At 74.4% G+C, this 26,320-nt stretch carries 24 protein-coding genes, 7 tRNA genes and 1 pseudogene; 14 read left to right on the top strand and 18 right to left on the bottom strand.

The window, feature by feature from the left end; genetic code table 11:
• Nucleotides 1-29: 29 nt before the first annotated feature.
• The 5 genes from ACFY00_RS19470 to pgsA all read right to left on the bottom strand — a co-directional run bounded on the left by ACFY00_RS19470 (nucleotide 30) and on the right by pgsA (nucleotide 3,750).
• Entirely contained in the window at nucleotides 30-575 is a 546-nt protein-coding gene (locus ACFY00_RS19470) for a hypothetical protein (protein ID WP_388032728.1), read from the bottom strand.
• A 19-nt stretch (nucleotides 576-594) separates the two neighbouring features.
• On the bottom strand, nucleotides 595-957 hold the full coding sequence (locus tag ACFY00_RS19465) for an isomerase (protein ID WP_388032727.1): 363 nt from the start codon (nucleotides 955-957) through the stop codon (nucleotides 595-597).
• A gap of 65 nt (nucleotides 958-1,022) precedes the next feature.
• The gene (locus ACFY00_RS19460; protein WP_388032726.1) at nucleotides 1,023-2,195 is read right to left on the bottom strand and encodes a glycosyltransferase family 4 protein; all 1,173 of its coding nucleotides are present in this window, start codon (nucleotides 2,193-2,195) and stop codon (nucleotides 1,023-1,025) included.
• Entirely contained in the window at nucleotides 2,192-3,097 is a 906-nt protein-coding gene (locus ACFY00_RS19455) for a phosphatidylinositol mannoside acyltransferase (protein ID WP_388032725.1), read from the bottom strand. Before ACFY00_RS19455 ends, ACFY00_RS19460 begins: the two co-directional genes overlap by 4 nt.
• The gene (gene pgsA, locus ACFY00_RS19450) at nucleotides 3,094-3,750 is read right to left on the bottom strand and encodes a phosphatidylinositol phosphate synthase (protein WP_388032724.1); all 657 of its coding nucleotides are present in this window, start codon (nucleotides 3,748-3,750) and stop codon (nucleotides 3,094-3,096) included. The genes ACFY00_RS19455 and pgsA overlap by 4 nt, the downstream gene beginning before the upstream one ends.
• Nucleotides 3,751-3,877: 127 nt before the next feature.
• Here pgsA and ACFY00_RS19445 point away from each other — a divergent pair, with 127 nt between their 5' ends.
• Entirely contained in the window at nucleotides 3,878-5,902 is a 2,025-nt protein-coding gene (locus ACFY00_RS19445) for an elongation factor G (RefSeq protein ID WP_388032723.1), read from the top strand.
• Nucleotides 5,903-5,918: 16 nt separating this feature from the next.
• Here ACFY00_RS19445 and ACFY00_RS19440 read toward each other — a convergent pair whose 3' ends face one another.
• Nucleotides 5,919-6,341, bottom strand: a complete 423-nt coding sequence (locus tag ACFY00_RS19440) for a thiol-disulfide oxidoreductase DCC family protein (protein ID WP_388032722.1) — start codon at nucleotides 6,339-6,341, stop codon at nucleotides 5,919-5,921.
• 191 nt (nucleotides 6,342-6,532) lie between these two features.
• Between ACFY00_RS19440 and ACFY00_RS19435 the strand changes: the two genes are divergently transcribed.
• Entirely contained in the window at nucleotides 6,533-8,176 is a 1,644-nt protein-coding gene (locus ACFY00_RS19435; protein ID WP_388032721.1) for a hypothetical protein, read from the top strand.
• 66 nt (nucleotides 8,177-8,242) lie between these two features.
• Here ACFY00_RS19435 and ACFY00_RS19430 read toward each other — a convergent pair whose 3' ends face one another.
• Nucleotides 8,243-8,800 (bottom strand): HIT family protein, encoded by a 558-nt coding sequence (locus tag ACFY00_RS19430; protein ID WP_388032787.1) that lies wholly within the window; start codon nucleotides 8,798-8,800, stop codon nucleotides 8,243-8,245.
• Between the two features lie 83 nt (nucleotides 8,801-8,883).
• A complete protein-coding gene (thrS, locus tag ACFY00_RS19425; protein WP_388032720.1) occupies nucleotides 8,884-10,863 on the bottom strand; it encodes a threonine--tRNA ligase in 1,980 nt (659 codons plus the stop codon).
• 268 nt (nucleotides 10,864-11,131) lie between these two features.
• Between thrS and ACFY00_RS19420 the strand changes: the two genes are divergently transcribed.
• Entirely contained in the window at nucleotides 11,132-11,896 is a 765-nt protein-coding gene (locus tag ACFY00_RS19420) for an exonuclease domain-containing protein (RefSeq protein WP_388032786.1), read from the top strand.
• Between the two features lie 75 nt (nucleotides 11,897-11,971).
• On the opposite strand, the gene ACFY00_RS19415 is transcribed toward ACFY00_RS19420, so the two are convergent.
• Nucleotides 11,972-12,043: transfer RNA gene (locus ACFY00_RS19415), tRNA-Val, on the bottom strand.
• A 197-nt stretch (nucleotides 12,044-12,240) separates the two neighbouring features.
• A tRNA-Val gene (locus ACFY00_RS19410) sits at nucleotides 12,241-12,312 on the bottom strand.
• 434 nt (nucleotides 12,313-12,746) lie between these two features.
• On the opposite strand from ACFY00_RS19410, the gene ACFY00_RS19405 reads away from it, so the two are divergent.
• The 3 genes from ACFY00_RS19405 to ACFY00_RS19395 all read left to right on the top strand — a co-directional run bounded on the left by ACFY00_RS19405 (nucleotide 12,747) and on the right by ACFY00_RS19395 (nucleotide 14,575).
• Nucleotides 12,747-13,160, top strand: coding sequence for an SsgA family sporulation/cell division regulator (locus ACFY00_RS19405; protein ID WP_030459107.1), 414 nt, complete (start codon nucleotides 12,747-12,749; stop codon nucleotides 13,158-13,160).
• A gap of 265 nt (nucleotides 13,161-13,425) precedes the next feature.
• Nucleotides 13,426-14,007 (top strand): CGNR zinc finger domain-containing protein, encoded by a 582-nt coding sequence (locus ACFY00_RS19400; protein WP_388032719.1) that lies wholly within the window; start codon nucleotides 13,426-13,428, stop codon nucleotides 14,005-14,007.
• A 79-nt stretch (nucleotides 14,008-14,086) separates the two neighbouring features.
• Nucleotides 14,087-14,575 carry a DsbA family protein gene (locus tag ACFY00_RS19395; RefSeq protein ID WP_388032718.1) on the top strand — a complete coding sequence of 163 codons (489 nt, stop codon included), beginning with the start codon at nucleotides 14,087-14,089 and terminating at the stop codon, nucleotides 14,573-14,575.
• Nucleotides 14,576-14,608: 33 nt separating this feature from the next.
• Here ACFY00_RS19395 and ACFY00_RS19390 read toward each other — a convergent pair whose 3' ends face one another.
• The 3 genes from ACFY00_RS19390 to ACFY00_RS19380 all read right to left on the bottom strand — a co-directional run bounded on the left by ACFY00_RS19390 (nucleotide 14,609) and on the right by ACFY00_RS19380 (nucleotide 17,710).
• Nucleotides 14,609-15,454 carry a GNAT family N-acetyltransferase gene (locus ACFY00_RS19390; protein WP_388032717.1) on the bottom strand — a complete coding sequence of 282 codons (846 nt, stop codon included), beginning with the start codon at nucleotides 15,452-15,454 and terminating at the stop codon, nucleotides 14,609-14,611.
• Between the two features lie 388 nt (nucleotides 15,455-15,842).
• The gene (locus ACFY00_RS19385) at nucleotides 15,843-16,661 is read right to left on the bottom strand and encodes an aminotransferase class IV (protein ID WP_388032716.1); all 819 of its coding nucleotides are present in this window, start codon (nucleotides 16,659-16,661) and stop codon (nucleotides 15,843-15,845) included.
• A complete protein-coding gene (locus ACFY00_RS19380) occupies nucleotides 16,658-17,710 on the bottom strand; it encodes a chorismate-binding protein (protein WP_388032785.1) in 1,053 nt (350 codons plus the stop codon). Before ACFY00_RS19380 ends, ACFY00_RS19385 begins: the two co-directional genes overlap by 4 nt.
• 322 nt (nucleotides 17,711-18,032) lie before the next feature.
• Here ACFY00_RS19380 and ACFY00_RS19375 point away from each other — a divergent pair.
• The 5 genes from ACFY00_RS19375 (at nucleotide 18,033) to ACFY00_RS19355 (ending at nucleotide 18,561) form a co-directional block, all read left to right on the top strand.
• A tRNA-Gly gene (locus tag ACFY00_RS19375) sits at nucleotides 18,033-18,105 on the top strand.
• Between the two features lie 57 nt (nucleotides 18,106-18,162).
• Nucleotides 18,163-18,236, top strand: a tRNA-Cys gene (locus tag ACFY00_RS19370).
• 36 nt (nucleotides 18,237-18,272) lie between these two features.
• A tRNA-Val gene (locus tag ACFY00_RS19365) sits at nucleotides 18,273-18,344 on the top strand.
• A gap of 34 nt (nucleotides 18,345-18,378) precedes the next feature.
• Nucleotides 18,379-18,450 (top strand) — tRNA-Val (locus ACFY00_RS19360).
• 36 nt (nucleotides 18,451-18,486) lie between these two features.
• A tRNA-Val gene (locus tag ACFY00_RS19355) sits at nucleotides 18,487-18,561 on the top strand.
• Between the two features lie 229 nt (nucleotides 18,562-18,790).
• On the opposite strand, the gene ACFY00_RS19350 is transcribed toward ACFY00_RS19355, so the two are convergent.
• Entirely contained in the window at nucleotides 18,791-18,967 is a 177-nt protein-coding gene (locus ACFY00_RS19350; RefSeq protein WP_285738240.1) for a hypothetical protein, read from the bottom strand.
• A gap of 578 nt (nucleotides 18,968-19,545) precedes the next feature.
• Between ACFY00_RS19350 and ACFY00_RS19345 the strand changes: the two are divergent.
• Nucleotides 19,546-20,757: pseudogene (locus ACFY00_RS19345) on the top strand (serine/threonine-protein kinase); the annotation flags it as partial.
• Nucleotides 20,758-21,521: 764 nt separating this feature from the next.
• Here the strand turns inward: ACFY00_RS19345 and ACFY00_RS19340 are convergent.
• Both ACFY00_RS19340 and ACFY00_RS19335 read right to left on the bottom strand, forming a co-directional pair.
• On the bottom strand, nucleotides 21,522-22,958 hold the full coding sequence (locus ACFY00_RS19340; protein ID WP_388032715.1) for a hypothetical protein: 1,437 nt from the start codon (nucleotides 22,956-22,958) through the stop codon (nucleotides 21,522-21,524).
• A gap of 14 nt (nucleotides 22,959-22,972) precedes the next feature.
• Complete coding sequence (locus ACFY00_RS19335; RefSeq protein ID WP_388032714.1) at nucleotides 22,973-23,536, bottom strand: GNAT family N-acetyltransferase; 564 nt, start codon at nucleotides 23,534-23,536, stop codon at nucleotides 22,973-22,975.
• Nucleotides 23,537-23,599: 63 nt separating this feature from the next.
• Between ACFY00_RS19335 and ACFY00_RS19330 the strand changes: the two genes are divergently transcribed.
• Nucleotides 23,600-24,166, top strand: coding sequence for a hypothetical protein (locus ACFY00_RS19330; protein WP_388032713.1), 567 nt, complete (start codon nucleotides 23,600-23,602; stop codon nucleotides 24,164-24,166).
• A 12-nt stretch (nucleotides 24,167-24,178) separates the two neighbouring features.
• Here the strand turns inward: ACFY00_RS19330 and ACFY00_RS19325 are convergent, their stop codons facing one another.
• Nucleotides 24,179-24,997 carry a hypothetical protein gene (locus ACFY00_RS19325; protein WP_388032712.1) on the bottom strand — a complete coding sequence of 273 codons (819 nt, stop codon included), beginning with the start codon at nucleotides 24,995-24,997 and terminating at the stop codon, nucleotides 24,179-24,181.
• A 127-nt stretch (nucleotides 24,998-25,124) separates the two neighbouring features.
• Here ACFY00_RS19325 and ACFY00_RS19320 point away from each other — a divergent pair, with 127 nt between their 5' ends.
• Entirely contained in the window at nucleotides 25,125-25,499 is a 375-nt protein-coding gene (locus tag ACFY00_RS19320) for a hypothetical protein (RefSeq protein ID WP_388032711.1), read from the top strand.
• Nucleotides 25,500-25,515: 16 nt separating this feature from the next.
• On the opposite strand, the gene ACFY00_RS19315 is transcribed toward ACFY00_RS19320, so the two are convergent.
• Nucleotides 25,516-26,319, bottom strand: coding sequence for a TrmH family RNA methyltransferase (locus ACFY00_RS19315; RefSeq protein ID WP_388032710.1), 804 nt, complete (start codon nucleotides 26,317-26,319; stop codon nucleotides 25,516-25,518).
• Nucleotide 26,320: the final 1 nt, after the last annotated feature.

The following is a 26,320-nucleotide window of genomic DNA, read 5'->3' as shown; positions in this document are numbered from 1 at the left end:
ACCCGGCTGCGGCAGGAAACGGGTTCAGCCTACGCGGGAGCGCCCTCGGGCGTGAGGGCCGCCGGGGGCTCGTCGTCCATCTCGAAGGCCAACGGGAACGGCGCGCGCCCCGCGAGGCGGAAGTAGCGCACCAGCCGGTGCTCGCGCACCGCGCGCGCCGCCCGCACCGCGTCGTTGTGGAAGCGCCGCGCCATCGGCACCCGGCGCACCGCCTCCACCAGGTCCCGCACCGCCTCCTCGCCGCCCGGCGCCGCCCGCAGCGCCGCGACCTGCTCCGGCTCGTCCAGCACCGCCCGCAGCGCCAGGCTCAGCTCGCTCTCCGCCACCTCGCGCTGCTCCGACTCGGCCTGCCGGGCCGCGTGCGCCGCCTCCAGCAGCAGGATCGACGCCGCCGGGTCCAGCAGCGAGGAGGTCGCCAGCTCCACCGCCACCGCGGAACGGCGCAGCAGCTGGGCGTCCAGCGAGGCCCGGGCCGCGTCGATCCGGGCGTGCAGCCGGTCCAGCCTGCCCGCCGTCCAGCTCAGGTAGACGGCGAACAGCACGACGGCCGCAACGGCCCAGATCCAGGTAGCCACGGGGCGCTACGGTACCGGCTCAGACCCCGAGGACCGTCGAGCGGTAGGCGAGGTGGTCCAACTCCTCGACCTGGACGGCCACTTGCACCGGCCCGGCGTCCGGCCCCAGGTACTCGGGCAGCGCCTCCAGCACCGCCTCGGCCAACGCCGCCTTCGCCTCCGCGCTGCGCCCCGGGAAGATCTCCACCTTGACGGCGACCAGCGCGAAGGTGTCGGCGTCCGCCCCGACCACGTTCTCCTCGGTGCGCCGGAACCTGGTCTTGCACTTCGCCGGCGTGGCGTCCAGCAGCTCCGCCGCCAGCCGGTTCAGGGCCAGGCCGAAGCCCCGCCGGTCGAAGGCGGCGGCGAGCCGGTCGGTGTGGTCGACGGTGATCAGCGGCATGCGGGGCTACCTCTTCCGGACGGGACGGGTCAACGGCTCGGGACGGGTCGACACTTCGGGGCGGGTCAACGGCTCGGACGCGAACGGCGGTCGGACGGTTCGACCTCGGCCACCGGCGGACGCCCGTCGGTCACCGTCTCGTACACCGACAGCACCTCGGCGCCGACCGTCTCCCAGTCGAAGCGCCGCACGTGCCGGGAGGCCGCCGCGCGCAGCGCCGCCAGCCGGTCGGGGCTGCCCAGCAGCTTGAGCGCCGAGGCCGCCAGCGCGTCCGCGTCCTCCACCGGGAACAGCTCCCCGGCCGCGCCGCCGTCCAGCACCTGGCGGAACGCGTCCAGGTCGCTGGCCAGCACCGGGGCGCCCGCCGACATCGCCTCGACCAGGATGATGCCGAAGGACTCGCCGCCGGTGTTCGGCGCCACGTACAGGTCGACCGAGCGCAGCAGCCGGGCCTTGTCCCGGTCCGAGACCATGCCGAGGAACTCGACCTGGGCCCGCACCTCGGGCGCCAGGCCCGCGACCGCCTCCTCCTCGTCGCCCTTGCCGGCGACCAGCAGCCGCACGCCCGGGCGCTCGGCCAGGATCCGCGGCAGCGCCGCCAGCAGCGTCGGCAGGCCCTTGCGCGGCTCGTTGATCCGCCCGATGAAGCCGATGGTGCCCGGCCCGCCCGCCGACGCCCCGCCCTGCCAGCGCGGGTCCGGCTCGGCGTCCGCGAAGAACCGCACGTCCACGCCGTTCGGGATCACCACCGCGTCGCCGCCCAGGTGCTCCACCAGCGTGCGCCGGGCGTACTCCGACACCGCGATCCGGCCCGACATCTTCTCCAGGCCCGGCTGCAGGATCGGCGAGGCGGCGATCATCGCCCGCGAGCGCGGGTTCGAGGTGTGGAACGTCCCCACCATCGGCCCGGACGCCGCCCAGGCCGCCAGCATCGACAGCGACGGCGAGTTCGGCTCGTGCACGTGCAGCACGTCGAACCGGCCCTCGCGCAGCCAGCGCCGCACCCGCGCCGCCGACAGGATCCCGAAGCTCAGCCGCGCCACCGACCCGTTGTACGGCACCGCCACCGCCCGCCCCGCCGAGACCACGTACGGCGGCAGCGCCTCCTCGTCCTCCGCCGGGGCCAGCACCGACACCTCGTGCCCCCGCCGGATCAGGTGCTCCGCCAGGTCCCGGATGTGGAACTGCACCCCGCCCGGGACGTCCCAGTCGTACGGGCACACCACGCCGATCCTCACGCTTCCGCCTTCCGCGGGGTCAGGTCGGCCAGCCACAGCTTCTGCAGCATGTGCCAGTCCACCGAGTGCTCACGGATCGCGCCCGCCCACACGTCCGCCATCGCCTGGGTCATCGCCGCGGTCTGCTCCTGCCGGGTGCCCTCCCCGGACGGCACCACCTCCGGGTGCACCTCCGCCCGCAGCATCGCCCCGTCGTACCAGAGCGACACCGGGAACAGCGCCGCCCCCGTCCGCTGGGCCAGCGCCGCCGGACCGGCCGGCATCCGGGTCGGCTCGCCGAAGAAGTCCACCTGGATCCCGGCCTCCGAGAGGTCCCGGTCGCCCACCAGGCACACCAGCCCGCCCTCGCGCAGCCGCCGCGCCAGCGTCCCCACCACCGAGACCTGGGAGCCGGTCAGCGCCAGCACCTCCATGCCCAGGCTCTCCCGGTACGCCACGAACCGGTCGAACAGCGACTCCGGCTTCAACCGCTCCGCGACCGTGGTGAACGGGTGCCCGCCCGCCGAGGCGATCCACGCCCCCGCCAGGTCCCAGTTCGCCATGTGCGGCAGCGCCAGCACCGCGCCCCGCCCGGCCGCCATCGCCTCGTTCAGCAGCTCCAGGTTCTTCACCGTTATGGCGCCGGCGATCCGCTCCCGGCTCCAGGTCGGCAGCCGGAACGACTCCATCCAGTACCGCATGTACGAGCGCATCCCGGCCCGGGACAGCTCCCGCAGCCGGATCCCGTCCGCGTCCGGGTGCACCCGCGACAGGTTGGCCTCCAACTGCCGCACCCCCTTGCCCTGCCGCCGCCACGCCGTGTCGGCGATGACGTCGAACAGGCGCCGGGCCACCGGCTCGGGCAGGTGCTTCAGCCCCGCCCAGCCCGCCGCGTAGGCGGCGTCGACCAACCGTTCCCTCACTTGACCCCCTCGGCGGCGGCCGCCGCCTCCAATTCCGCCGACTCCCGGCGCACCGTCAGCATCCGCTGCGCCACCGTCACCAGGCTGCCCGCCGCGACCGCCCACAGGGCGACCGGCAGCAGCCACTCGACGTACGGCACCCCGAACGTGTGCAGGCCCGCGACCCCCGCCGCGGTCAGGCTGATCACCAGCCGCTCCGCCCGCTCCACCAGCCCCGACACGTTCACCGGGAAGCCCAGCGACTCGCCGCGCGCCTTGGTGTACGACACCACCTGGCCGCTGGCCAGGCAGAAGATCGCCACCGCGCACAGCAGGTCGTCGTTCCCGCCCCCCGCGTACCACATCGCCAGGCCGCCGAAGATCGCCGCGTCGGCGACCCGGTCCAGCGTCGAGTCCAGGAACGCGCCCCACTTGCTGGAGCGACCCGCCTGGCGGGCCATGTTGCCGTCCACCAGGTCGGAGAAGATGAACAGCGTGACGGTGATCACGCCCCAGAAGAACTCCCCGCGCGGGAAGAACACCAGGGCGCCCGCCACCGACCCGGCCGTACCGATCAGCGTGACCGCGTCCGGGCTGACACCCCACCGCAGCAGCATCGCGGCGAACGGGGTGAGGACACGTGTGAAGAAGGCACGCGCGTACTTGTTGAGCATGGCCTTCCGGTCCGCTCCGCTCCTCGGATTGGCACCCGCGGACCGCTCGCCCGCCGGGCGGCCGCGCGAATGGACCCGCCCGGCTGGACAATGGTATCCACGCTGATCGAGCGGCAGGAGGCCAACCATGCCGGACCGGACGGCCCACACCCCCGCACCGCCCGCCGACCGACCCGACCGGCTCCGCAACGTGGCCCTGGTCGGGGCCGGCGGAGCCGGGAAGACCACCCTCGCCGAAGCGCTCGCCCGCACCGCTGGCGTCCTGACCAGGGCCGGAACCGTCCCCGACGGCACCACCGCCGCCGACTGGGAGGACATCGAGCACCAGCAGCAGCGCTCCGTCCAGCTCGCCCTGCTCCCCCTGCCCTGGCGCGGCCTCAAGGTCAACCTGGTCGACGCCCCCGGCTACGCCGACTTCGCGGGCGAGCTCCAGGCCGCCCTGCGCGCCGCCGAGGCCGCCCTGTTCGTCCACTCCGCCGCCGACCCCGAGGTCCCCCGCCCCGTCCGCGCCCTGTGGCGGCAGTGCGAGGACGCCCGGCTGCCCCGCGCGATCGTCCTCACCCACCTGAACACCGCCCGCGTCCGCCTCGACGACGTCCTGCGCCTGCTCCAGGACACCCTCGGCACCCCCGACACCGTCCGCCTCCTGCACCACGTCGACCTGCGCGACGGCCGGTTGCACGGCCTCACCGACCTGCTCACCGGCCGCACCCACGGCACCCCCGGGGACGCCCCCGGCCCGGACGCCGACCTGGACGCCGAACGCGCCCGCCTGGTCGAGGCCCTGGCCGGCGAGGACGACACCCTGCTGGCCCGCTACCTCGACGGCGCCCCGCTCGACACCGCCGCCCTCACCGCCGGACTGCGCCGCGAACTCCTGGCCGGCACCCTGCACCCCGTCCTCGCCACCGCCCCCGACGGCACCGGCTGCGACGCCCTGCTCGACCTGCTCGCCGACGCCTTCCCCTCCCCCGCCGACCGCACCGACGAGCTGCCCGCCGCCGACCCCGACGCCCCCCTCACCGCCCAGGTCGTCCACACCGGCGAGGACCCCTACCTCGGCCGCCTCAGCCTGCTCAAGGTCTTCTCCGGCACCCTCCACCCCGACACCACCGCCCACCTCCCCGACGGCACCGAGGAACGCCTCACCGCCCTGCACTCCCCCTTCGGCCACCAGCTGCGCCCCGTCCCGCACGCCGTGGCCGGCGACCTCGCCACCGTCACCAAGCTCACCACCGCCCGCACCGGCGACACCCTCACCACCGGCAGCACCGCCCTACCCCCCTGGCCGCTGCCCGAAGCCCTGCTCCCCACCGCCGTCCGGGCCCGCTCCAAGGCCGACGAGGACAAGCTCTCCCAGGCCCTCGGCCGACTCTCCGCCCAGGACCCGGCGCTGCGCGTCGAACAGAACCCCGACACCGGCCAACTCGTCCTGTGGTGCACCGGCGAGGCCCACCTCGCCGTCGCCCTCGACCGCCTCACCACCCGCCACGGCGTCCACGTCGACACCGTCCCCTACGAGGTCGCCCTCCGCGAGACCTTCGCCGCCCCCGCCACCGGCCACGGCCGCCACGTCAAGCAGTCCGGCGGCCACGGCCAGTACGCGATCTGCGACCTCGCCGTCGAACCGCTGCCCGGCGGCGGCTTCGAGTTCGTCGACCGCGTCGTCGGCGGCGCCGTGCCCCGGCACTTCGTGCCAGCCGTCGAGAAGGGCGTCCGCGCCCAGCTCGCCCAGGGCCTGCACGGCCACCCCATGACCGACGTCAGGGTCACCCTCACCGACGGCAGGGCGCACTCCGTCGACTCCTCCGACGCCGCCTTTCAGACCGCCGCCGCCCTCGCCCTCAAGGAGGCCGCCGAACACACCGCCGTCGAGGTCCTCGAACCCGTCGACGAAGTGCGCGTGCTCCTGCCCGACGAGTACCAGGGCGCCGTCCTCACCGACCTGTCCGCCCGCCGCGGCCACGTCCTGGGCACCGAGATCGGCGGCCCCGGCCTCAGCCTCGTCCGGGCCGAGGTCCCCGAACTCGAACTCACCCGCTACCCGCTCGACCTGCGCTCGCTGTCGCACGGAACCGGCCGGTTCACCCGCAGCTACCTGCGGCACGCCCCGATGCCCGCCCACCTCGCCGCGCGGCACACCGGCGGCTGAACCCCCGCCGCGACCGCTACGAGCGCCGGGGCAGCGCGCACGCCGGGGTGCCGCCCGGCATCCGGTCCCGGTTCCTCGCCACCCAGCGGTAGACCACGTCCGCCACCGGCCGCACCGGCGCCAGCGCCAGCACCCCGCCGGCCCACGCCCACAGCCCGCCCGAACGCATCAGCAGCCGCGCCACCGCCTGCGCCCCGCCGTACACCTTGCGGTCCGGCGTCACCCACAGCACCTCCCGGGTGGCCCGCTCCACCGTCACCTCCCCGCCGGTGAACTCCTCCAGCGCCGCCATGTCCGCGAACTGCCACGCCACCGCCTCCCACCCCGCCGAGGAGAGGCTCTGCCGCGGGTAGCGCTCCGCCCACCGCACGCAGCTGGAGCAGAACGCGCAATCGCCGTCGAAAACCAGCACCGGGCCCGGTGCGTACGCACTCGTCATGCCGGTGATCCTCCACCCCCGCGGCGCCCTACCACAAACCGGGGGCGTCGAACCCGCCCCCACGGGGCAGCATCACCCCGAAACCACCGCACGCGGCCGATATGTGACCCGGAATCAGCCGATGATCCGCACGGCCCGGCCCCCGCGCGGTACCCTGCCGCAGATCGATCAGGGGAGAAGGAGCTGCACAGGTGACTCAGCTCGACATGACGCCGGGCGCGCAGGTACCGCGGACGGACGTCGGCAACCAGACCGCGGTCACCCAGGCGTTCTCCTCCGCCGCGTACCGCACCGGCGAGTACACCGAACTGGAAGTCCTCCCCGGAGTCACGGTCAAGAAGGGCAAGTTCGCGCTCTTCCGCCCCAGCGCGGGCGAGGCCTTCAGCCGCGCCCTGATCGACCGCACCCTCGGCGGCGACCGCAAGCCCCTGGTCCCCTCGCACGGCACCGACGTCCGCATGGTCGTCGAACACTGCCTCGCCGCCCAGGACCTGCGCGAGGCCCGCGACCGCAAACTGGCCGGCCTCAGCCTGCTCTTCGGCGTCCTCTTCCTCCCCGGCACCCTGGTCTGGCTCGCCGCCTACCAGGCCCGCGCCTGGCTCGGCGCCAAGAAGTCCGCCGCCCGGGACGGCTTCGTCGGCACCCTCGCCCTGCTGCTCGCCCTCGGCCTGACCGCGCTGCTGCTGGTCCGCCCGCCGTTCGGCGGCCTGCCCGGCCTCTACTTCCGGGTGGTCATGCTCGGCCCGGTCCTCGGCTGGTACCTCGCCAAGCGCACCGTGGTCGCCGACGTCATGGAGCAGCGCGCCCGCTGGGGGGACCTGGTCGGCGGCAGCCCCGTCGCCGCCGTCGTGCCCAAGGCCGTCCCCAAGGACCACCTGGACAAGAAGGCCAACGCCCTCAAGGCCGCCCTGGACCGCCTCACCACCGAGCAGGCCACCAACATCCAGCACTACGCCGGACCCAAGGGCATCCTCGGCATCGGCGCCCGCTGGTCCGAGTGGTCCATGACCGAGGACCTCCGCCCCGCCGAGGGCCACGACGACTTCCGGACCTTCCACGTCGCCGACCTCACCCGCCGCATCGCCGACCGCCTCTCCGGCCTCACCGCCAGCGACGTCCCCAACGGCGGCCTGCCCCGCCCGCAGATCAGCCACTGGGTGGTGCTCGACATCGGCGAGGGCGCCGACGAGATCGGCCGCCCCTCCGGCCCCGACATGGACGGCGACCGGATGCGCGACTTCGCCGTCCAGGAACTCGCCAGCAAGCAGAGCCTCGGCACCGACACCCGGCACCGCATCGCGGTCCAGTTCGTCCTGCACAAGGGCCAGTTGGTCGCCACCATCGTCATCAACGTGATGGTGCTCTCCCGCAACCTGCAGATCCACGTCACCCCGCACACCCTCGGCCCGATCAACGGCTACTTCACCAGCAAGCCGAAGGTCCCCGAGAAGGACGTCCCGAAGACCTTCCGGTTCTGGGAGACCCGCACCGTCCAGCTCGCGGTCGTCAACGACGACGAGGTGGTCCGGCAGGCGGTCCGCGCCCCCTTCCACAAGATCCCCAGCCTGCTGAAGTGGCTCGGCGGCTCGATCGCCTTCCCCGAACCCTTCTGCCTGCGCCAGGCCTGGGCCGACCCCACCTGGAACAGCCGCTACAAGTCCGACGACACCATCTACCTGCCCCGCCCCGTCGTCGGCATCATCCACGCCGCCGTGATCGAGTTCCTCGACGAGCACGACGTCGCCACCGACCGCTTCACCAACCGCTCCAACATCCTGCGCAGCGAGATCCAGGGTTCCCGCCCCTACCGCGCCGACAAGTACGACGCCGGCTGACCGACCCCACCCGAACGAGCAGCAGGGGCGTGCGGGAACCCTCCCGCACGCCCCTGAACGCTTCCGTCAGACCGGCCACACCTCGGACAGCATCTTCCGGGTGTCCGCCAGCAGTTGCGGCAGCACCTTGGTGTGCCCCACCACCGGCATGAAGTTCGTGTCCCCGCCCCAGCGCGGCACCACGTGCTGGTGCAGGTGCGCGGCGATCCCCGCCCCCGCGGCCGCCCCCTGGTTCATCCCGATGTTGAACCCGTGCGCCCCCGAGGCCGCCCGCAGCGCCGTCATCGCCTTCTTGGTGAACTCCCCGAGCTCCGCCGTCTCCGGCCCGTCCAGCTCGGTGTAGTCCGCGACGTGCCGGTACGGCACCACCATCAAGTGCCCGCCGTTGTACGGGTACAGGTTCAGCACAGCGAACACCGACTCCCCGCGCTGGACGATCAGCCCCTCCTCGTCGCTCAGCTGCGGGATCGAGCAGAACGGACAACCGTCGTCGGGAGCCGGCCCGGTGGGCTTGTTCTCGCCCTGGATGTACGCCATCCGGTGGGGTGTCCACAGGCGCCGGAAGCCGTCCGGCTCCCCCACGCCCCGCTGCAGTTCCGGCTCACTCGTCATGCCCGCCAGCATAAGCGCCACGGCCCACGAACAGAGCAGTGCGGGGCGGAGTCCCGAAGGAGTCCGCCCCGCACCTCACGCCCGTCCTAACGGGATCAGACCTGCACCCGGCTGCGCACCGCTTCGACGATCTCCGCGATCGCCTCGGCCTTCGGCACGCCGTTCTTCTGCTCGCCGTTGCGGTAGCGGAACGACACCGCACCCGCCTCGACGTCGTCGTTGCCCGCGATCAGCATGAACGGCACCTTGGTCTTCTGGGCGTTCCTGATCTTCTTCTGCATCCGGTCGTCCGAGGTGTCGACCTCCACCCGGATCCCGTGCTTCTTCAGCTCGGCCGCCACGTCCAGCAGGTACGGCACGTGCTCGTCGGTGATCGGGATGCCGGTGACGGTGACCGGGGCCAGCCACGGCGGCATCGCGCCCGCGTAGTGCTCCAGCAGCACCGCGAAGAAGCGCTCGATCGAGCCGAACAGCGCCCGGTGGATCATGACCGGCCGCTGCCGCGAGCCGTCCGCCGCGGTGTACTCGAGGTCGAAGCGGTTCGGCAGGTTGAAGTCGAGCTGCACGGTCGACATCTGCCAGGTCCGGCCGATCGCGTCGCGCGCCTGCACCGAGATCTTCGGGCCGTAGAAGGCCGCGCCGCCCGGGTCCGGCACCAGCGGCAGGCCCTGCTTCTCGGCCACGCTGGCGAGGACCGCGGTGGCCTCCTCCCAGTCCTCGTCCGACCCGACGAACTTCTCCGGGTCCTTGGTGGACAGCTCCAGGTAGAAGTCGTTCAGGCCGTAGTCGCGCAGCAGGTCCAGCACGAAGGTCAGCGTGCGGTCCAGCTCGTCGGCCATCTGCTCGCGGGTGCAGTAGATGTGCGCGTCGTCCTGGGTGAAGCCGCGGGCCCGGGTCAGGCCGTGCACGACGCCGGACTTCTCGTAGCGGTAGACCGTCCCGAACTCGAAGAGGCGCAGCGGCAGTTCGCGGTAGGAGCGGCCGCGCGCGTCGAAGATCAGGTTGTGCATCGGGCAGTTCATCGGCTTGAGGTAGTAGTCGACGCCCTCGTCCAGCTGCATGGGGGGGTACATGCCGTCGGCGTACCAGTCGAGGTGGCCGCTGGTCTCGAACAGCTTCCCCTTGGTGGCGTGGGGGGTGTAGACGAACTCGTAGCCCTCCTCCTCGTGCCGCTTGCGCGAGTAGTCCTCCATGGTGCGGCGGATGATGCCGCCCTTGGGGTGGAAGACGGCGAGGCCGGAGCCGATCTGCTCGGGGATGGAGAACAGGTCGAGCTCGTTGCCGAGCTTGCGGTGGTCGCGCTTGGCGGCCTCCTCGAGGAAGTCGAGGTGGGCCTTGAGCTCGTCCTTGGTGGGCCACGCGGTGCCGTAGAGGCGCTGCAGCATGGGGTTCTTCTCGCTGCCGCGCCAGTACGCGGCGGCGGAGCGCATCAGCTTGAAGGCCGGGATGTGCCGGGTGCTGGGCAGGTGCGGGCCGCGGCAGAGGTCGCCCCAGCAGAGTTCGCCGGTCTTCGGGTCGAGGTTGTCGTAGATGGTGAGTTCACCGGCGCCGACCTCGACGTCCGCGCCCTCGCCCGCGGTGGCGGCGGAGCCCTTGAGGCCGATCAGTTCGAGCTTGTAGGGCTCCTTGGCGAGCTCCTCGCGGGCGGCCTCGTCGGTGACCACGCGGCGGGAGAACTTCTGGCCCCGCTTGATGATCTCCTGCATGCGCTTCTCGATGACCTTGAGGTCGTCCGGCTGGAACGGCCGCTCGACGTCGAAGTCGTAGTAGAAGCCGTCGCGGACGGGCGGGCCGATGCCGAGCTTGGCCTCGGGGAAGACCTGCTGGACGGCCTGGGCCATCACGTGGGCGGTGGAGTGCCGCAGGATGTCGAGGCCGTCGGGGCTGGAGATCACGACGGGTTCGACCTCGTCGCCGTCCTGGACGGCGTAGGCGAGGTCCTTGAGCTGGCCGCCGACCCGGGCGGCGATCACGGCGCGGTCGTCGGCGAAGAGCTCGGCGGCCGTAGTGCCCGTGGTCACCACGCGCTCTTCCCGATCGGGTTCGCGGTTGATGATGATCCGGACGTCCGTCACCGGTCTCTCCTGACGTTCTGGCTACCGTGGTGCAGCAAACCGCTGCACCGTGCATGGTACCGAGCCGGGGCGTGTCCACGTCGCCCAAGGCCCGGCGGCCGCCCCCGGGCCCGTTCCGGTCACGTTCCGCCACGATCCGGTCACCGGGACGGTTGACGGGCCGCCGAGTGCGGTATCACTCCAGCACGGTGCGGCCGCTGCACCGGTCCTCGGTGGCAGCGGCGCCCGGCAAGGACCGTGCGACGTCTGAGGGGGCGTCATGCAGCAGCTGGGTTCCTGGTACCACGGTCCGCTGGCGTCCTTCGACACCGAGACCACCGGTGTCGACGTCGAGCGGGACAGAATCGTTTCGGCCGCCCTGGTGGTGCAGTCCGCACCGGGCGGGGCGCCCACCGTCCGGACGTGGCTGGCGGATCCGGGCGTGCCGATCCCGGAGCAGGCCCGGGCGGTGCACGGCATCTCGGACGAGCGGGTGCGGGCGCACGGCCGCCCGCCGCGCGCGGTCGCGGTGGAGGTGGCCGCGGCGCTGGCCGAGCAGTCGCGGGCGGGCGTGCCGCTGGTAGTGATGAACGCGCCGTACGACCTGACGCTGCTGGACCGGGAGTTGCGGCGGCACGGGGCGGGTTCGCTGGCGGAGGCGCTGGGCGGCGCGGAGTTGCTGGTGCTGGACCCGCGGGTGCTGGACAAGCAGGTCGACCGCTACCGCAAGGGCCGGCGCACGCTGACCGACCTGTGCGCGCACTACGGCGTCGAGTTGGTGGGCGCGCACGACGCGGCGGCGGACGCGCTGGCGGCGATGGAGCTGGTGCGGGCGGTGGCGGCCCGGCACCGGGAGCGCCTGGGCGGGCTGACGCCGGCCGAGCTGCACCTGCGGCAGGCGGTGTGGCACGCGGCCCAGGCCCGTGGCCTGGAGCGGTGGTTCGAGCGCTCGGGCACGCCGGAGCGGGTGGACGCGGCCTGGCCGGTGCGTCCGGCCCGCTGCCGCTGCGGTGCGCGCCTGGAGCCGGGCCACGCCTGCGAGTTGGCGGCCTGACGGGGCGTCACGCCGCTCGGGCCCGGAAAAAGCCGCAGGCCCCGACGGCGTGGTCGGGGCCTGCGTGGTGCTCGGTGGGCGATACTGGGATCGAACCAGTGACCCCTTCGGTGTGAACGAAGTGCTCTCCCGCTGAGCTAATCGCCCGGGCAACGAGAAGAACTGTAGCACCACTTGGGTCCGGGTTCACAATCCGTTCCACGATCCGTTCCACGGACGGTCCCCCAGTTCCCCTTCCGGGAGGGCGCGTTGAATGTCCGTCAGAACTCCGCCCGGGGCATGCGGAAAAGGCGCAGGGCCCCGACCTGATAAACAAGTCGGAGCCCCGCGCCTGTGCATTCCGGTGGGCGATACTGGGATCGAACCAGTGACCCCTTCGGTGTGAACGAAGTGCTCTCCCGCTGAGCTAATCGCCCGGGTGCAGGGAAAACATTACCCCATCCGCGCGGGTGCTCCGAACACCCTCACCGCCCGCCGCCGCGTCCCCGCCGCCACCGGGCCCGCCACCTGGCCCGCCACCGGCCACGGCGGGTGACGGCCCCGGTCGGAGCGGTCACCCGACTGGACGACCAGCGCGCGGGAGGGGCGCCGGAGGACGGCTGCCGGGCCAGGTTCGTGGGTTCCTCCAGTCCTTCCGGGGCCCGCCCGGTGCGACCGCCGGTAATGCCCCGCCGTTACCGGCCCGCCGTCCCGGCGGCCGGGCCGCCGGGGGATTCCGCAATGCGCCGGAAGGGGTACGACTCGCACCGGAATCGGGACAGACGGGTTTACATCGGGCTTTCAGGTGGGATGGTCCGTTCGCCGACGTGCGATTCCCCGAGCGCACACTGAGCGAAAGGCCCTGGCGCTTATGAACACCACGGTCAGCTGCGAGCTGCACCTGCGCCTCATCGTGTCTAGCGAGTCGTCACTGCCCGTCCCCGCGGGTCTGCGCTACGACACTGCCGACCCCTATGCCGTGCACGCGACGTTCCACACCGGAGCAGACGAGACCGTGGAGTGGGTGTTCGCCCGCGACCTCCTCGCGGAGGGGCTGCACCGACCGACCGGTACCGGCGACGTCCGGGTGTGGCCGTCCCGCAGTCACGGTCAAGGCGTGGTTTGCATCGCCCTGAGCTCTCCGGAAGGAGAGGCCCTGCTGGAGGCCCCGGCCCGGGCGCTTGAGTCCTTCCTCAAGCGGACGGACGCCGCGGTGCCCCCCGGCACCGAACACCGTCACTTCGACCTCGACCGGGAGCTGTCCCACATCCTCGCCGAGAACTGAACCCCGTACGAGTACGCCCGCCGTCGCGCGGCGGCGGGATCGCCTCGATGCGCACCGTCCTACTCGGGGGCACGGTCGCAGCTCGCAGCCGCCCCAGCGGCCTTCGGGGTCCCGCCCCGGGCGTCACTCCCACCGGAGTGGCCGCCCGGGGCTCAGTCACGTCCTGGGCCGTTCGGCGGTCCCCGGGCGGGCCGGGGCCGGTAGAGTCGGCGCGCGATGACCGACGCGACGGCCCCGGGGCCCTCGCCGCGTGAGGAGCCCCCACGTGCTGATCACCCATGACACCGAGTGCGCGCTGAGCATCCTGGTGGAGCTGCTGAACACGGCGCCGGAGGCGTGCGGCAGCGAACAGCTGCCCGACGTGGCGGCCCTGAGCGCGTTCGTGGTCCGGCAGGAGATCAGCGAGGTCGACTCGCTCGGTCCGGCGGACCTGGCGGTGGTGCACGAGCTGCGCGCCCGGCTGCGCGAGGTGTTCTCGGCCGGGTCGGTCGAGCGGGCCGCGGAGCTGGTGAACGCGGTGGTCGCGGAGGCGGGCACCACGCCCCGGCTGACCAACCACGACCACCACGGCTGGCACGTCCACTACTTCGCCCCGCACGCCGCGATCGGCCCGCACCTGGCCGCCGAGCTGGGCATGGCGCTGGCGTTCATCGTGATGGCGGGCGAGCTGGAACGGCTGCGCCGCTGCGAGGCGCCGGGCTGCGCCCGGGTGTTCGTCGACCTGTCGCGCAACCGCTCGCGCCGCTACTGCGACAGCCGCACCTGCGGCAACCGGTTGCACGTGGCCGCGTACCGGGCCCGGCAGCGGTCGGCGGAGGCGGAGGCGGTGCCGGCCCCGGGGCACTGAGCGGCGGGCGGCGCGGCACCGGCCCCGGGCCGTCGAGCGGCGTTCGGCGGGGCGCTCCCGACCTGGGAGACTGGGCGGCATGAGCGATTCCTCCCTGCCCCGTGTCGAATTCTGGTGCGACCTGCTGTGCCCCGACTGCCGTACCGCGCTGGACGACGTCCGGGCGCTGCGGGAGCGGTTCGGTGACGCGCTGACCGTCGAGCTGCGGCACTTCCCGCTGGAGAAGCACAAGCACGCGTACCCGGCGGCCGAGGCGGCGGCGGAGGCGTTCGAGCAGGGGCGCGGCTGGGAGTTCGCGGAGGCCGTGCTGGCCCGGCTGGAGGACGTCGAGCGGGGCGGGGCGGCGGTGCTGGTGGAGATCGCCGCCGCGGTGGGCGTCGACGCGGACGAGGTGGACACCGCACTGGTCGACGGCCGGCACATGCTGTGGGTCGACGCGGACGTGGCGGAGGGCCGGGCGATCGGGGTCAAGGGCACGCCGACGTACGTGGTGGCCGGGAAGCGGCTGGACGGCGGGCAGTCCCAGGAGGGGCTGCGGGAGCGGATCGTCGAGCTGCTGAACGGCTGAGGCCGCCCGGCTGGGCGGGCGGGGGCGGGCGGGTCAGAGCAGGGGTTTGCCGAGCACGTGCCGGGTGGTCCGGTAGCCGAGCGACTCGTACAGCCCGAGCGCCACCGCGTTGTCGCGGAACACGTTCAGGCCGAGGTGGCGGACGCCCGCGCGCAGGCACTCGCGTTCGGCGATGTGCATCAGGGTGCGGCCGTGGCCCCGGCCGCGGTGCTCGGGGGCGACCTCGACCAGCATCACCCAGGCGAGCGGGCTGCCGTCGGGCAGCCGGTCCTGGTGGAGGGTGACCCAGATCGTGCCGAGGACGCGGCCGTCGGCGTCCAGCAGGCGGCGCAGCACGGTGCCGACGGTGCCGAGGCCGACGGGGAGGGCGCGGCGGTGGTCGCCCTCGGCGCGGGCGGTGGCCTCGTCGGGGCCGAGACCGGCGGTGAGCAGGTCCTGCCGGTAGCCCGCGACGGCGGCCTCCTGCCAGGCCGGGTACTCCTCGGCGGTCATCGGGCGGTCCGTCGACCCGGCTGGCAGCGGCGGGACTCGGTCGAGTTCCTTGCCGAGGTTGCGCATCCGCTCGGTGTACCCGAGGGTGTGCGCGAGGCGCAGCGCGACGGTGGCCCCGGCCGGGACGACGACCTGTGCCCGGGCGCACCCCCAGTACCGGAGCACCTCCTCGGCGGCCAGCACGGCGACGGTCGCCCGCCCGCGGCGGCGGTCGGCCTCGGCGACCTCCAACTCGCAGATCTCCCCCGGGTACTGCCCGCTGCGGGCCCACCCGTTGGTCCGCAGTCCGCCCACCCGCCGCCCGTTCACCATGATGTGCCAGCGCTGCGTCCGCCCACCGCCGACGCCCGCCTCCTCGGGCCCGTCGGGCCGCAACGTGGTGGTCATGCCGTCTCCCTTTCCCGCCCCGGACGCTCTTCTATCCCCGGCCCCACAACCCGCCCGACGCAGCCGGTCGCCCCGCTCTCAGACCGGGTCGCGGTCCTGCGCCGCGCGCTCCGCGAAGACCTCCACCGCCGTGCGGAGCACCGGGCCGGTGCCGGGGAGTTCGCGGCCCTCGAGGCGGGTGACGGCTCCCAATCCCCGCCCTCAAGCCCCCGGCGCAGCCGGTTCCCCCGCCCTCAGACCGGGTCGCGGTCCTGCGCCGCGCGCTCCGCGAAGACCTTCACCGCCATGCGGAGCAGCGGGCCGACGGCAAGGAGTTCGCGGCCCTCGAGGCGGACGACGGCTCCCAATCCCCGCCCTCAAGCCCCCGGCGCAGCCGGTCGCCCCGCTCTCAGACCGGGTCGCGGTCCTGCGCCGCGCGCTCCGCGAAGACCTCCATCGCCTTGCGCGTCACCGGGCCGGTGCCGGGGAGTTCGCGGTCGTCGATGCGGGTGACGGCCTGCACGTCGCGGAGGGTGGAGGTGAGGAAGACCTCTTCGGCGTCGGCGAGGGCTTCGAAGGGGACGTCGGTCTCTTCGGCGCCGATCCAGTCGAGGACGAGGCGGCGGGTGATGCCGGCGAGGCAGCCGGAGGCGAGGGTGGGGGTGAGGAGGCGGCCGTCGAGGACGAGGAAGACGTTGGAGCCGGTGCCTTCGCAGAGGTGGCCGGCGGTGTTGGCGAGGAGGGCTTCGCTGGCGCCGGCGCGGTGGGCGGCGGCGAGGGCGATGACGTTCTCGGCGTAGGAGGTGGTCTTGAGGCCGGTGACGGCGGAGTGTTCGTTGCGGCGCCAGGGGACGGTGACGACGGAGGTGGTCTCGGGGCGGGGGTTGGCGCTGCCGAGGGCGACGATGAGGCTGGGGGCGGCGGTGCCGCGCTCGGAGCCGAGCGGGGAGGGGCCGCCGGTGTAGGTGATGCGCAGGCGGCCGAGCGGCAGCGGCTTGGCGGCGAGGACGGCGGCGCAGGCCTCGCGGACCAGGTCGTGGTCGGGGTCGGGGAGGCCGAGGCCGCGGGCGGAGCGGGTGAGGCGGTCGAGGTGCTGGGTGAGGGCGAAGAGTTCGCCGTTCTCGGCCTTGACGGTTTCGAAGACGCCGTCGCCGACGGTGAGTCCGTGGTCGAGGACGGGGAGTGCGGCGGTGTCCTCGGCGGTGAGGGTTCCGTTGACCCAGATCATCGGCGGCTTGCTCCTTCGGGCGTTTCGGGTGTTTCGGGGCTGCCGGTGGAGGCTATCGCCACCAGGCGGGCGGCCTTGAGTTCGGTTTCCCGCCATTCGCGGTCGGGGTCGGAGTCCCAGGTGATTCCGGCGCCGGTGCCGAATTTCAGCAGGGGTGCGCCGGTGGCGGGCCGTTCGATCCAGAAGGAGCGGATGCCGACGGCGAGTTCGGCTTCGCCGCGGTCGGCGTCGACCCAGCCGACGGCTCCGCAGTAGGGGCCGCGGGGGGCGGTCTCCAGGGCGCGGATGATGCGCAGGGCGCTGCTCTTGGGGGCGCCGGTGACGGAGCCGGGCGGGAAGGTGGCGGCGAACAGTTCGGCCCAGCCGGCGCCGGGGCGGAGGGTGCCCTCGACGGTGGAGACGAGGTGGACCAGGCCGGGGTGCTTCTCGACGACGCACAGGTCGGGGACGGTGACGGTGCCGGTCCCGCAGACCCGGCCGAGGTCGTTGCGGACCAGGTCGACGATCATCACGTTCTCGGCGTGGTCCTTGTCGAGGAGGTCGTGCTCGGTGCGGCCGGTGCCCTTGATCGGGCCGGAGCGGACGGTGCGGCCGCGGCGGCCGAGGTAGAGCTCGGGGGAGGCGGTGGCGATCTCGACGCCGTGTTCGGGGAGGCGGATCGTTCCTGCGTACGGCGCGGGGTTGTGGGCGGCGAGCAGGCCGGTGAGGGCGTCGATGTCGGTGCGGTCGGGGTCGGGCAGGGGTGCGCTCATGACCCGGCAGAGGTTGGCCTGGTAGACCTCGCCCGCGGCGATGTGCTCGCGGATGCGGCGGACCCCGGCGCGGTAGGCGTCGGCGTCGAGGGAGCTGTGCCAGGTGTCGGGGGCGGGGCCGCGCCAGCGGTCGGTGGCGGGCGGGGCCGGGTCGGGGCGGACGTCGGCGAAGCGGGCGCAGGTGAGTCGTCCCTCGAAGTCGTGGGCGACGGCCCAGAGTCCGCCGTGTTCGAGGGCGGCCGGGTCGTGGGTGACTTCGCGCAGCCCGGTGGCGAGGCGGCCGGCGAAGCGGGCCATCGGCTGGTCGGGGCTGGGGGGCGGGGGGCGGCGGGACACGGTTCTCCTGCGCGGGCGTTGCGGTGCCGCCCGCCGTCGGTGCCCGGTCGGGCACCGTTCGCGCACGTGCGTCGGGCGGGCGCCGGGGGATCGCCCCGGTACCGGAAAGTCTAGGTCGGGGCGGGTGGGAACGTCCGGGCCGGGACGGGCGGTTCGGTGGGCGGTGGTCACCCCCGCGCCACGCTGCGGGAACGGATTTTTCAGCTGGGCCGGGAATCCGCTAGAGTTCAACACGTCGCCAGGGAGCACGGCCGGGAAAACCGGAAGGCACCAGGGCAGACAGGCGGACGTGGCTCAGTTGGTAGAGCATCACCTTGCCAAGGTGAGGGTCGCGAGTTCGAATCTCGTCGTCCGCTCGATGGGGAACAGGGTAAGATCGTTCTCCAGGAGTTCGAGAAGTTCAGAAGTTGCCTGGTGGAGTGGCCGAGAGGCGAGGCAACGGCCTGCAAAGCCGTCTACACGGGTTCAAATCCCGTCTCCACCTCCAAGAGGTGCCGTCCGGTTCCGGCCGACGGTCCTCCCCGCGCGATTAGCTCAGCGGGAGAGCACTACCTTGACACGGTAGGGGTCACTGGTTCAATCCCAGTATCGCGCACTGGTCTTCGGATCCCGGTCCTCAGGATCGACCCGCGCGATTAGCTCAGCGGGAGAGCACTACCTTGACACGGTAGGGGTCACTGGTTCAATCCCAGTATCGCGCACTCAGGCTCCCGCTCAGCGGGGTTCCTGGCGCACCCGCGCGATTAGCTCAGCGGGAGAGCACTACCTTGACACGGTAGGGGTCACTGGTTCAATCCCAGTATCGCGCACCAGCTTTGAGAGCCGCAGTCCGATCCGGACTGCGGCTCTCGGCGTTTCCGTGCGGGAAGCGGAACGACGGCGAGCCACGACGAACGACGGTGGCCGGGAACGGCACGCCCTCACCGACGTGTCGTTCCCGGCCATCCGACGGGCCGGAGCTGCAGCCTGTGCCACTCACGCTGTCCGTCCACGACGGTGAGGGCGGCTCCGGCCGGCGAAGACCCCTACCCCATGAGGGGGTCAGCGCCCGATCAGGTCGGCGACCGCTCTGGTCTGGGTCGCCAGTTGGTCCCACGCGCCGAACAGGGCCAGCAGCAGGACGGCGCAGGGCAGGACGATGGCGACGGCGACGGCCGGGTGCCGGGTCTCCGTGGCGGGGAGGTGGCGGCGGCGAAGGGCTCTGGTGAGCGGTGCCATGGTGTGCGGGCTCCTGCCGGGCTGGTGCTGCGGGTCGGGGCGGTCGGGTGGGACGGGTGGTGCGTGCGGTCGGCAGCGGGGGCGGCTTCTCGGGGGACGAGCGGGGCCGCCCTCGCTGTGGACAACGGTATGCGGGAGGGGTGTCGGGGGTCGTCATGCCCGCGTACCGTTCCGATCGCCTCCGCTGGGATGAGGCACGGCGGGGCGGCGTACTCCTGGAGGCGGAGGCGGGGGCGCGGGTACCCCGAGACGGCCCTCGGGGTCGCCCCCGGGAGGCGGTCGGGGTGGGGCCGGGGGCCGGGGCGGTCGGGCGGGACGGGACGGGGTTCTGACGGGGCGTCGGGGGGCGCCGGGCGGCGGTTCGGGTGCGGATCGCCGCCGATGGGGGCGGGCGTCGGGGTGGTCGGGCGGCCCGGACGGCGTGTCGGTCCGACAATCCGACCGGCGGTTCGCGTGTTGCGTGTCGACGCGGGGCCGCTACCTGTCCGTAAGCTGTCCCGAGACAGTTGTCTGACGATGCCCCACATCCGACGGGGCCTCACTCCACGGGCTGACGGAACGGGAACGGGTACGGGCAGATGGCAATGATGCGGCTGAGGCGTGAGGACCCCCGCATCGTCGGCCCGTACCGGCTGCACCGGCGGCTGGGCGCCGGCGGGATGGGCGTGGTGTACCTGGGCTCCGACCGCAAGGGGCAGCGGGTCGCGCTGAAGCTGATCCGGGCCGAGCTGGCCGAGGACGCCGAGTTCCGCACCCGGTTCGCCCGGGAGATCGCCGCCGCCTCGCGGATCCGCGGCGGCTGCACGGCCCGGGTGGTGGGCTCCGACATCGAGGCGGACCGGCCCTGGCTGGCCACCGCGTACGTGCCCGGGCCCTCGCTGTACAAGCAGGTCTCCGAGGAGGGGCCGATGGCCTGGCCGGACGCGGCGCGGATCGGTTCCGCGCTGGCCGACGGCCTGGTGAAGGTGCACGAGGCCGGGGTGGTGCACCGGGACCTGAAGCCGTCGAACATCCTGCTCTCCCCCAAGGGCCCGCGGATCATCGACTTCGGCATCGCCTGGTCGCGCGGCGCCTCCACGCTCACCCACGTCGGCACGGCGGTCGGCTCGCCCGGCTTCCTGGCGCCCGAGCAGGTGCGCGGCGCCGCCGTCACGCCCGCCACCGACGTGTTCGCGTTCGGGGCGACGCTGGCGTTCGCACTGACCGGCGAGTCGCCGTTCGGGTCGGGCGCCTCGTCCGAGGTGATGCTGTACCGGGTGGTGCACGAGGAGCCGGACCTGACCGGCATCCCGCCGGTGCTGGCGCCGCTGGTGCGCGCCTGCCTGGCCAAGGAGTCCTCCGAGCGGCCGCCCGCGGCGGCGCTGCACGAGCGGCTGAGCGAGCTCGCGGCGCGCGGCGGCCGGACCGGACGGGCTGCGGCGGCCGCGCGGACGGACGAGGCGCGGGCGGCGGCCGCGCCCGCCGAGGAGGCGCGCGGCGCGGCGGGCGGGGCGGCGGGCGGGTCCCGTCCGGGTGCGGTGCGCGGCGCGGCGGCGGCCGGTGCGCGGCCGGACGCGGCAGGTGGGCGTCCGCCGGTCGGTGGGCGTCCGGTGAGCGGTGGCCGCCCGGTGAGTGGTGGGCGCCCGGCGGCTGCGAAGGCGGCGGAGGGTGCGGCCGGGGGCCGGGCGGTGGCCGCCCCGGCGATGCCCCGGCAGGAGGCGGCGCGCCCGGAGGGTCGTCCCGGCGGCCCCGGCGTGCGGCGTCCGGCCCGGGACGGGGACACCGTCCGGGAGCGGCGCCCCGCGCCCCCCGGGCGGGAGCGCACCCCGCTCCCCGGCCGGGACCGCACTCCCCCGCCCGGGAGGGCCCCGCACACCCTGGGCGGGCGGCCGACGCCCCGGCAGCGGCTGCTGCGGCAGCGGCTGGTGGTGTTCGTGACGGTCACCCTGGGCGTGGCGCTGGCCATCGCCGTCGCGCAGGGCTGCGAGAACCGCGACGCGCAGGGCCTGGGCCCGCAGCCCGCCGGGGTGGCGACCGCGCCGGTCGAGCCGGTCGGCGGGACGACGCTGTCGGTGGACGGCGCGAACGCCGCCGGGCACGGCGGCACCGGGCTGGCTCCGTCCTTCGGGACCCAGCCGCAGGTCGACTGGCCCAACCTCAGCTACCCCGACCCGTCCGGCGGTCCGGCGATCCGGCTGCGCGACGGGCACTCCGCCGAGGGCGGCGGGCCGCCGGTCTCGCTCTCCGCGGTGCTGCCCGCCCGCTACCGCGACGCGCAGGCCACCCTGGTGGTGCTGCGCCGTCTGGAGGGCGCGGTGCCGGTCGACCTGGTGCAGCTGTACGGCTTCACCGGCGGTGCCCCCGTGCTGCTCGCCGACCGGGCCTCGGCCGCGAACCCGGAGGCGGGCGCGGTGTGGCGGGTGGAGAACGGCGCGCTGATCCGCGAGGAACGGGTGGACCGGACGGGCGCGGTCTCCTCCACCCGGTACACCGTCCGGGCGGACGGCGGGCTGGAGGAATCCTGGCCGGGCTCGGGCGTCTCCGGCTCGGCGAACTGACCTCCCCCGGCGCGGGTTCACAGCCCGGCGGCGTCCAGGCGGGCGCGGATCTCGTCGGCCGGGAGGGCCGGGTTGGCGGCGGCGGCGCGCTGGACGGACGGGGACGGGTCGTCGAGCAGGGCCCGCAGGGTGGCCGGGGCGAGGCGGGGATGGGCGGCGGCGACGCGGCGCACGCGCTCCTCGGGGTCGGCGGCCAGACGTTCCAGCAGATCGGCAGGCAACTCCTGGTCCCGCAGGGCGAGTTGGCGCATGCGGGGGACGGGATCGGTGGCCAGGCGGCGGAGGGTCTCGACGGGCAGCGGGAACGCGTCGGCGGGGCGCCAGCGCATCCGCTTGACGGGGCGGTGCCCGCGGTCGAGGCGCTCGGCGGTGACCGGGTCGATCGGGTCGGGGCTGCTGCGGGCGGCGGCGAGCGCGACCTCGTTGTCGGGGTCGGCCAGCAGGCGGGCCCGGGCCTCGGCGGGGAGGTCTGGCGAGGCGGCGGCGGCGCGGCGGAAGACCGGGTACGGCGAGTCGAGGTGGGGCAGCGGATCGGCGGTGACCCAGGGCAGCTGGAGCATCCAGAGCTCGATGCCGACCCCGATGTGGTCGATCTCCAGCTCGATGGCGGTCTCCTCGTCCACCTCCTCTCCGGGCGGTTCGAACGGGCCGGTGACCGAGTCGTGGAGGACGGCGCGCTCGGCGTCGGGGGTGTCGGGGCGGGCCAGGACGGCGAGGCGGACGAGCGCGCGGGGGTCGGCGGCGAGGCGGGTGCGGAGGTGGGCGGGCAGGCCGGGGTGGGCGGCGAGGACGCGGCGGACGTCCGGGTCGGGGTCGGCCGCGAGGCGTTCGAGGTCGGTGGCGGCCGGGTCGCAGTGCGCGACGGCACCGGCCCGGGTGAGCGGGTCGGCGAGCAGGGCGGGGACGAGGTCGGCGGGCGGGACGGGGTGCGGCAGGCGGCGGAAGTAGGTGGCGCAGGCGGCGGCACGGACACTGCCCTCGGGGTCGGTGAGCAGGGCGCGGCGGACGGGCTCGGGGGCGGCAGTCCACCACTGGGCGAGGGCGGCGCGGACCTCCGGGTCCGGGTCGGCCGCGAGGCGGGCGCGCAGGTCCGCAGGGGTGCGGTCGGACTCGGCGAGTTCCTTGCGCACCTCGGGTGCCGGGTCGGCGGCGAAGCGTTCGAACAGCTCGCGGTCCTCGTCGGAGTCGGTGGCGGAGACGACCAGGGCGACCCTGACGTACGGGTCGGGGTGGGCGGCGAGGCGGTGGCGCGCCTGCGGCGGCAAGTGGCGGTTGAGGGCGACGCGGTACGCACGACGGGCGATCAGGGCGGCGAGCTGGGCTTCGGTCAGGCCGGGGCGGCGGGCGAGTGCGTAGGAGTGGTGCGGGGCGGCGATCAGGCGGTCGACCAGGTCGGCGGGCAGGGCCGGGTTCTCGGCCAGGCCGGCCAGGAGCTCGTACGGGACGTCGGGCATGCGGGCGGGCTCCTTCAGGCGGCGGTGAGGCGGGCCCGGGCGGCGGGCCAGTCGGTGGCGGTCATCGTGTAGTGGAGCAGGCCGTGCGGCGGGGCGTCGGGGTCGGCGGGGCGGGCGCCGAGGCGGGTGACGGCTTCGCGGGAGCGGGTGTTGGCGGCGTCGACGCGCCAGCGGACCTCGGTGAAGCCGAGGGTGTCGAAGGCGTGGGCCAGCAGCAGGAGCTTGGCCTCCCGGTTGGCGCCGGTGCGCCACCAGCGACGGCCGAGCCAGCTGCCGCCGATCTCGATCCGGCCGGTGCGGACGTCCCAGCCGTGCAGGTTGGTGGTGCCGATCGCGGCGCCGCTCGCGCGGTCGAGGACGGCGAGCGGGAGGCGGTGGCCGCGGGCGGCGTCGGCGAGGCGGGCGGCGACGATCGCGTGCAGGTCGTCCTCGGTGTGCGGGGTGGGGGCGCTGAGGTGGCGCCAGACCTCCTCGTCGCGGCCCCCGGCGGCGAACAGGGCGGGGACGTGCGCGGGGGTGAGCGGTTCGAGCCGCACCCGGCGGCCCTCCAGGACGACGGGTATCGGCGCGGTCGGCATGACCGGGAGGCTACCGGAGGGCGTCCGGGCGGCGGTGACGGCTTGTCAGTACGGAGCGGCAGCATGGGCCGCATGATGTGGACGACCGACGCGATGCACGTCGCGTACTGCCAGTACTTCCTGTACGGGCCGGAGCTGCCGGACGGCTGGGACGCGCACGCGCTGGACCGGCTGTTCCACGGGAACGGGGTGGCCGCGGGCTGCCCGGACCACCTGACGGTGCTGTGCGGCACGCACACGGGGCTGATCCGGCTGGGGGTGGAGCGCTGCGCGCAGCGGCCGCCGGAGCCGGGGCCGGAGTGGGAGAGCGTGGTGGAGCTGTCGCTGCACAGCAGCGGTGAGCTGCGGCTGCGCGCCTGGGACGGGGTGGACGTCGACGGGCCGGGGAACCTCGCGCACGCCGGGCCGGGCTGGTACCGGGTGCGGGTGCAGACCCGCGGCCGGGACCGCGGGCGGGAGGCGGACACCGCGGCCCGCCCGGTGGAGGAGCACCGGCTGACGCTGTGGCCCGCTCCCCCGGCGCCGGACGCGGTGCTGCGGGTCGGCGACCTGACCGGCCGCCGGCACCACGACCCGCGGCGGCCCGCGCCGCAGCCGATCCGGCCCCCGGCGGCGCGCCGGGCGGCGTGAGGGGCCGGGCGTTCAGAAGCGGTCGGGGCCCGACCAGCTGTACCAGCCGCCACCGAGTTCGGTGTAGTAGCCGACGGGCTCGCCCGCCGGGGTGCCGTGCGGGAAGTACGCGTAGCCGTGCGGGGCGAAGACGCCGGTGCCCGCGACGGTGAACGTGACGCCGCTGCCGACGAGTTCGGTCTGCTCCAGGCGGTAACCGGCCACCCAGGCGGGTGCGGTGCTGCCGGTGGCGAGGACGTGGTCGGCGTGGGTGGTGAGGGCGGAGCGGGTGGCGGCGAATCGGGCGTCGACCGGGACGTCGTAGTGGACGAGCAGGGCGCCGGTGGCGAGCAGCAGCGGTGCGGCGGCCCAGCGCCAGTGGCCGGGGCGGTCGGGGGTGGTGGCGGCGGTGTTCCGGCGGGCCCGGGGGGTCTGGTGCCAGAGCAGCCAGCCGACCGGGAGGGTGAGCAGGACGAGCGCGCCGAGGCCGAGCAGTCCGGGGTCCTCGCCAGGGACGCTCTCGCCGAGCAGGACGGCCGCGATACCGAGGGCGCAGCAGAGCAGGGCGCTGTTGCCGGGGCGGGCGGGGCGCCGGAGGCGCCTGCGGGGGCCGAGGGCCAGCAGGACGGCCGGCAGGCCGACGATCACCAGCAGCGGGACCAGGATCGGGACGAGGGACCAGAGGTTGCCGCCGAGGACGAACGCCACCGTCAGGGCGTCGTGCAGCACGCCGTACGGCACGCACAGCAGCAGGGCGAGCAGGGCCGCCGCGGCGAGCGGGGCCCGGTAGCCGGGGCGGTGGGCGAAGCGGCGGAGCGGGGCGACGAGCCGGTGCCGCAGGTCGATGATCACACCGCACTGTCTAGCGGACGGGGCGGCCCGGGCGGAAGCCCGACGGCCCGTCGGGCACCGGATAATGGTGCCGCCGGGCGCCGGTCCGGCGGCGGTGCGGAACGAGGCGGGAGAGGTGGCGGGAGCGGTGGCCCTGGTGGAGGGAGAGCGCGTCAGGCTGGTCGAGGACCTGGCGCTGGGCGGGGCGTCCGCCGGGGAGGACGGCCCGCTGGTCGGCTTCCTGCTGCTGGGCGCGGGCGTCGAGGGCACCGTGGTCCGGGTCACCGGGGAGCTGCCGCCGCCCGAGGAGGTCCGCGAGTACGAGCGGTTGCGGGCCCTGTTCGAGGACTACGGGCACACCATGCCCGCGGAGAGCCTGCGCCGCCTGGAGGCGCAGCTCGCCGAACTGGAGCCGCGCTGGCGGGAGTTCGGGGCGCAGGGGCCGCGCAGTTCGGTGCGGGTCCGGTTCGACAACGGCTTCGTGCTGGACGACGCGGACGCGGCGGCGTTCACCGCCCTCTGAGCACGGGGCCCGGCCGTCAGCCGTGGTTGACGGCGTAGAAGGCGATCGCGGCGGCCGCGCCGACGTTCAGTGAGTCGATGCCGTGCGCCATCGGGATGCGCACCCGCTGGTCGGCGGCGGCCAGCGCCTTCGGGGTCAGGCCGTCGCCCTCGGCGCCGAGCATCAGCGCGGCCTTGGGCAGCAGGTGCGGGCGGGCCTCCGTGAAGTCCTCCGCGCCGGAGGGCGTCAGCGCCAGCAGCTCGAACCCGGTCTCCCGGACGGCGTCGAGCGCGGCTGGCCACGGGTCGAGCCGGGCGTACGGCACGGAGAACACCGCGCCCATCGAGGTCTTGACGGCCCGCCGGTACAGCGGGTCCGCGCAGTCCGGGGAGAGCAGCACCGCGTCCATCCCGAGGGCGGCCGCGGAGCGGAAGATCGCCCCCAGGTTGGTGTGGTCCACCAGCCCCTCCAGGACGGCCACCCGGCGGGCCCCGGCGAGCACCTCGGACGCGGTGGGCAGCGGCTTGCGCTCCATCGAGGCGAGCGCGCCGCGGTGCACGTGGTAGCCGGTGACCCGCTCCGCGAGCGCGGGCTCGACCAGGTGGACGGGCGCGTCGGTGGCCGCGATCACGTCCGCCATCACGCCCAGCCACTTGGCGGTCAGCAGCATCGACCGCATCCGGAACCCGGTGGCCAGCGCCCGCCGGATCACCTTCTCCCCCTCGGCGATGAACAGCCCCTCGGCGGGCTCCCGGCGGCGCCGCAGTTCGACGTCGGTCAGGTCGGTGTAGTCGCTCAGCCGGGGGTCGGCGGCGTCGGTGACGGTGAGAGGCTCGGACACC

This window comes from Kitasatospora sp. NPDC001540 (assembly GCF_042894345.1).
Taxonomy (GTDB): Bacteria; Actinomycetota; Actinomycetes; order Streptomycetales; family Streptomycetaceae; genus Kitasatospora; species Kitasatospora phosalacinea_C.
This window is presented reverse-complemented; position numbering and strand designations above follow the sequence as displayed.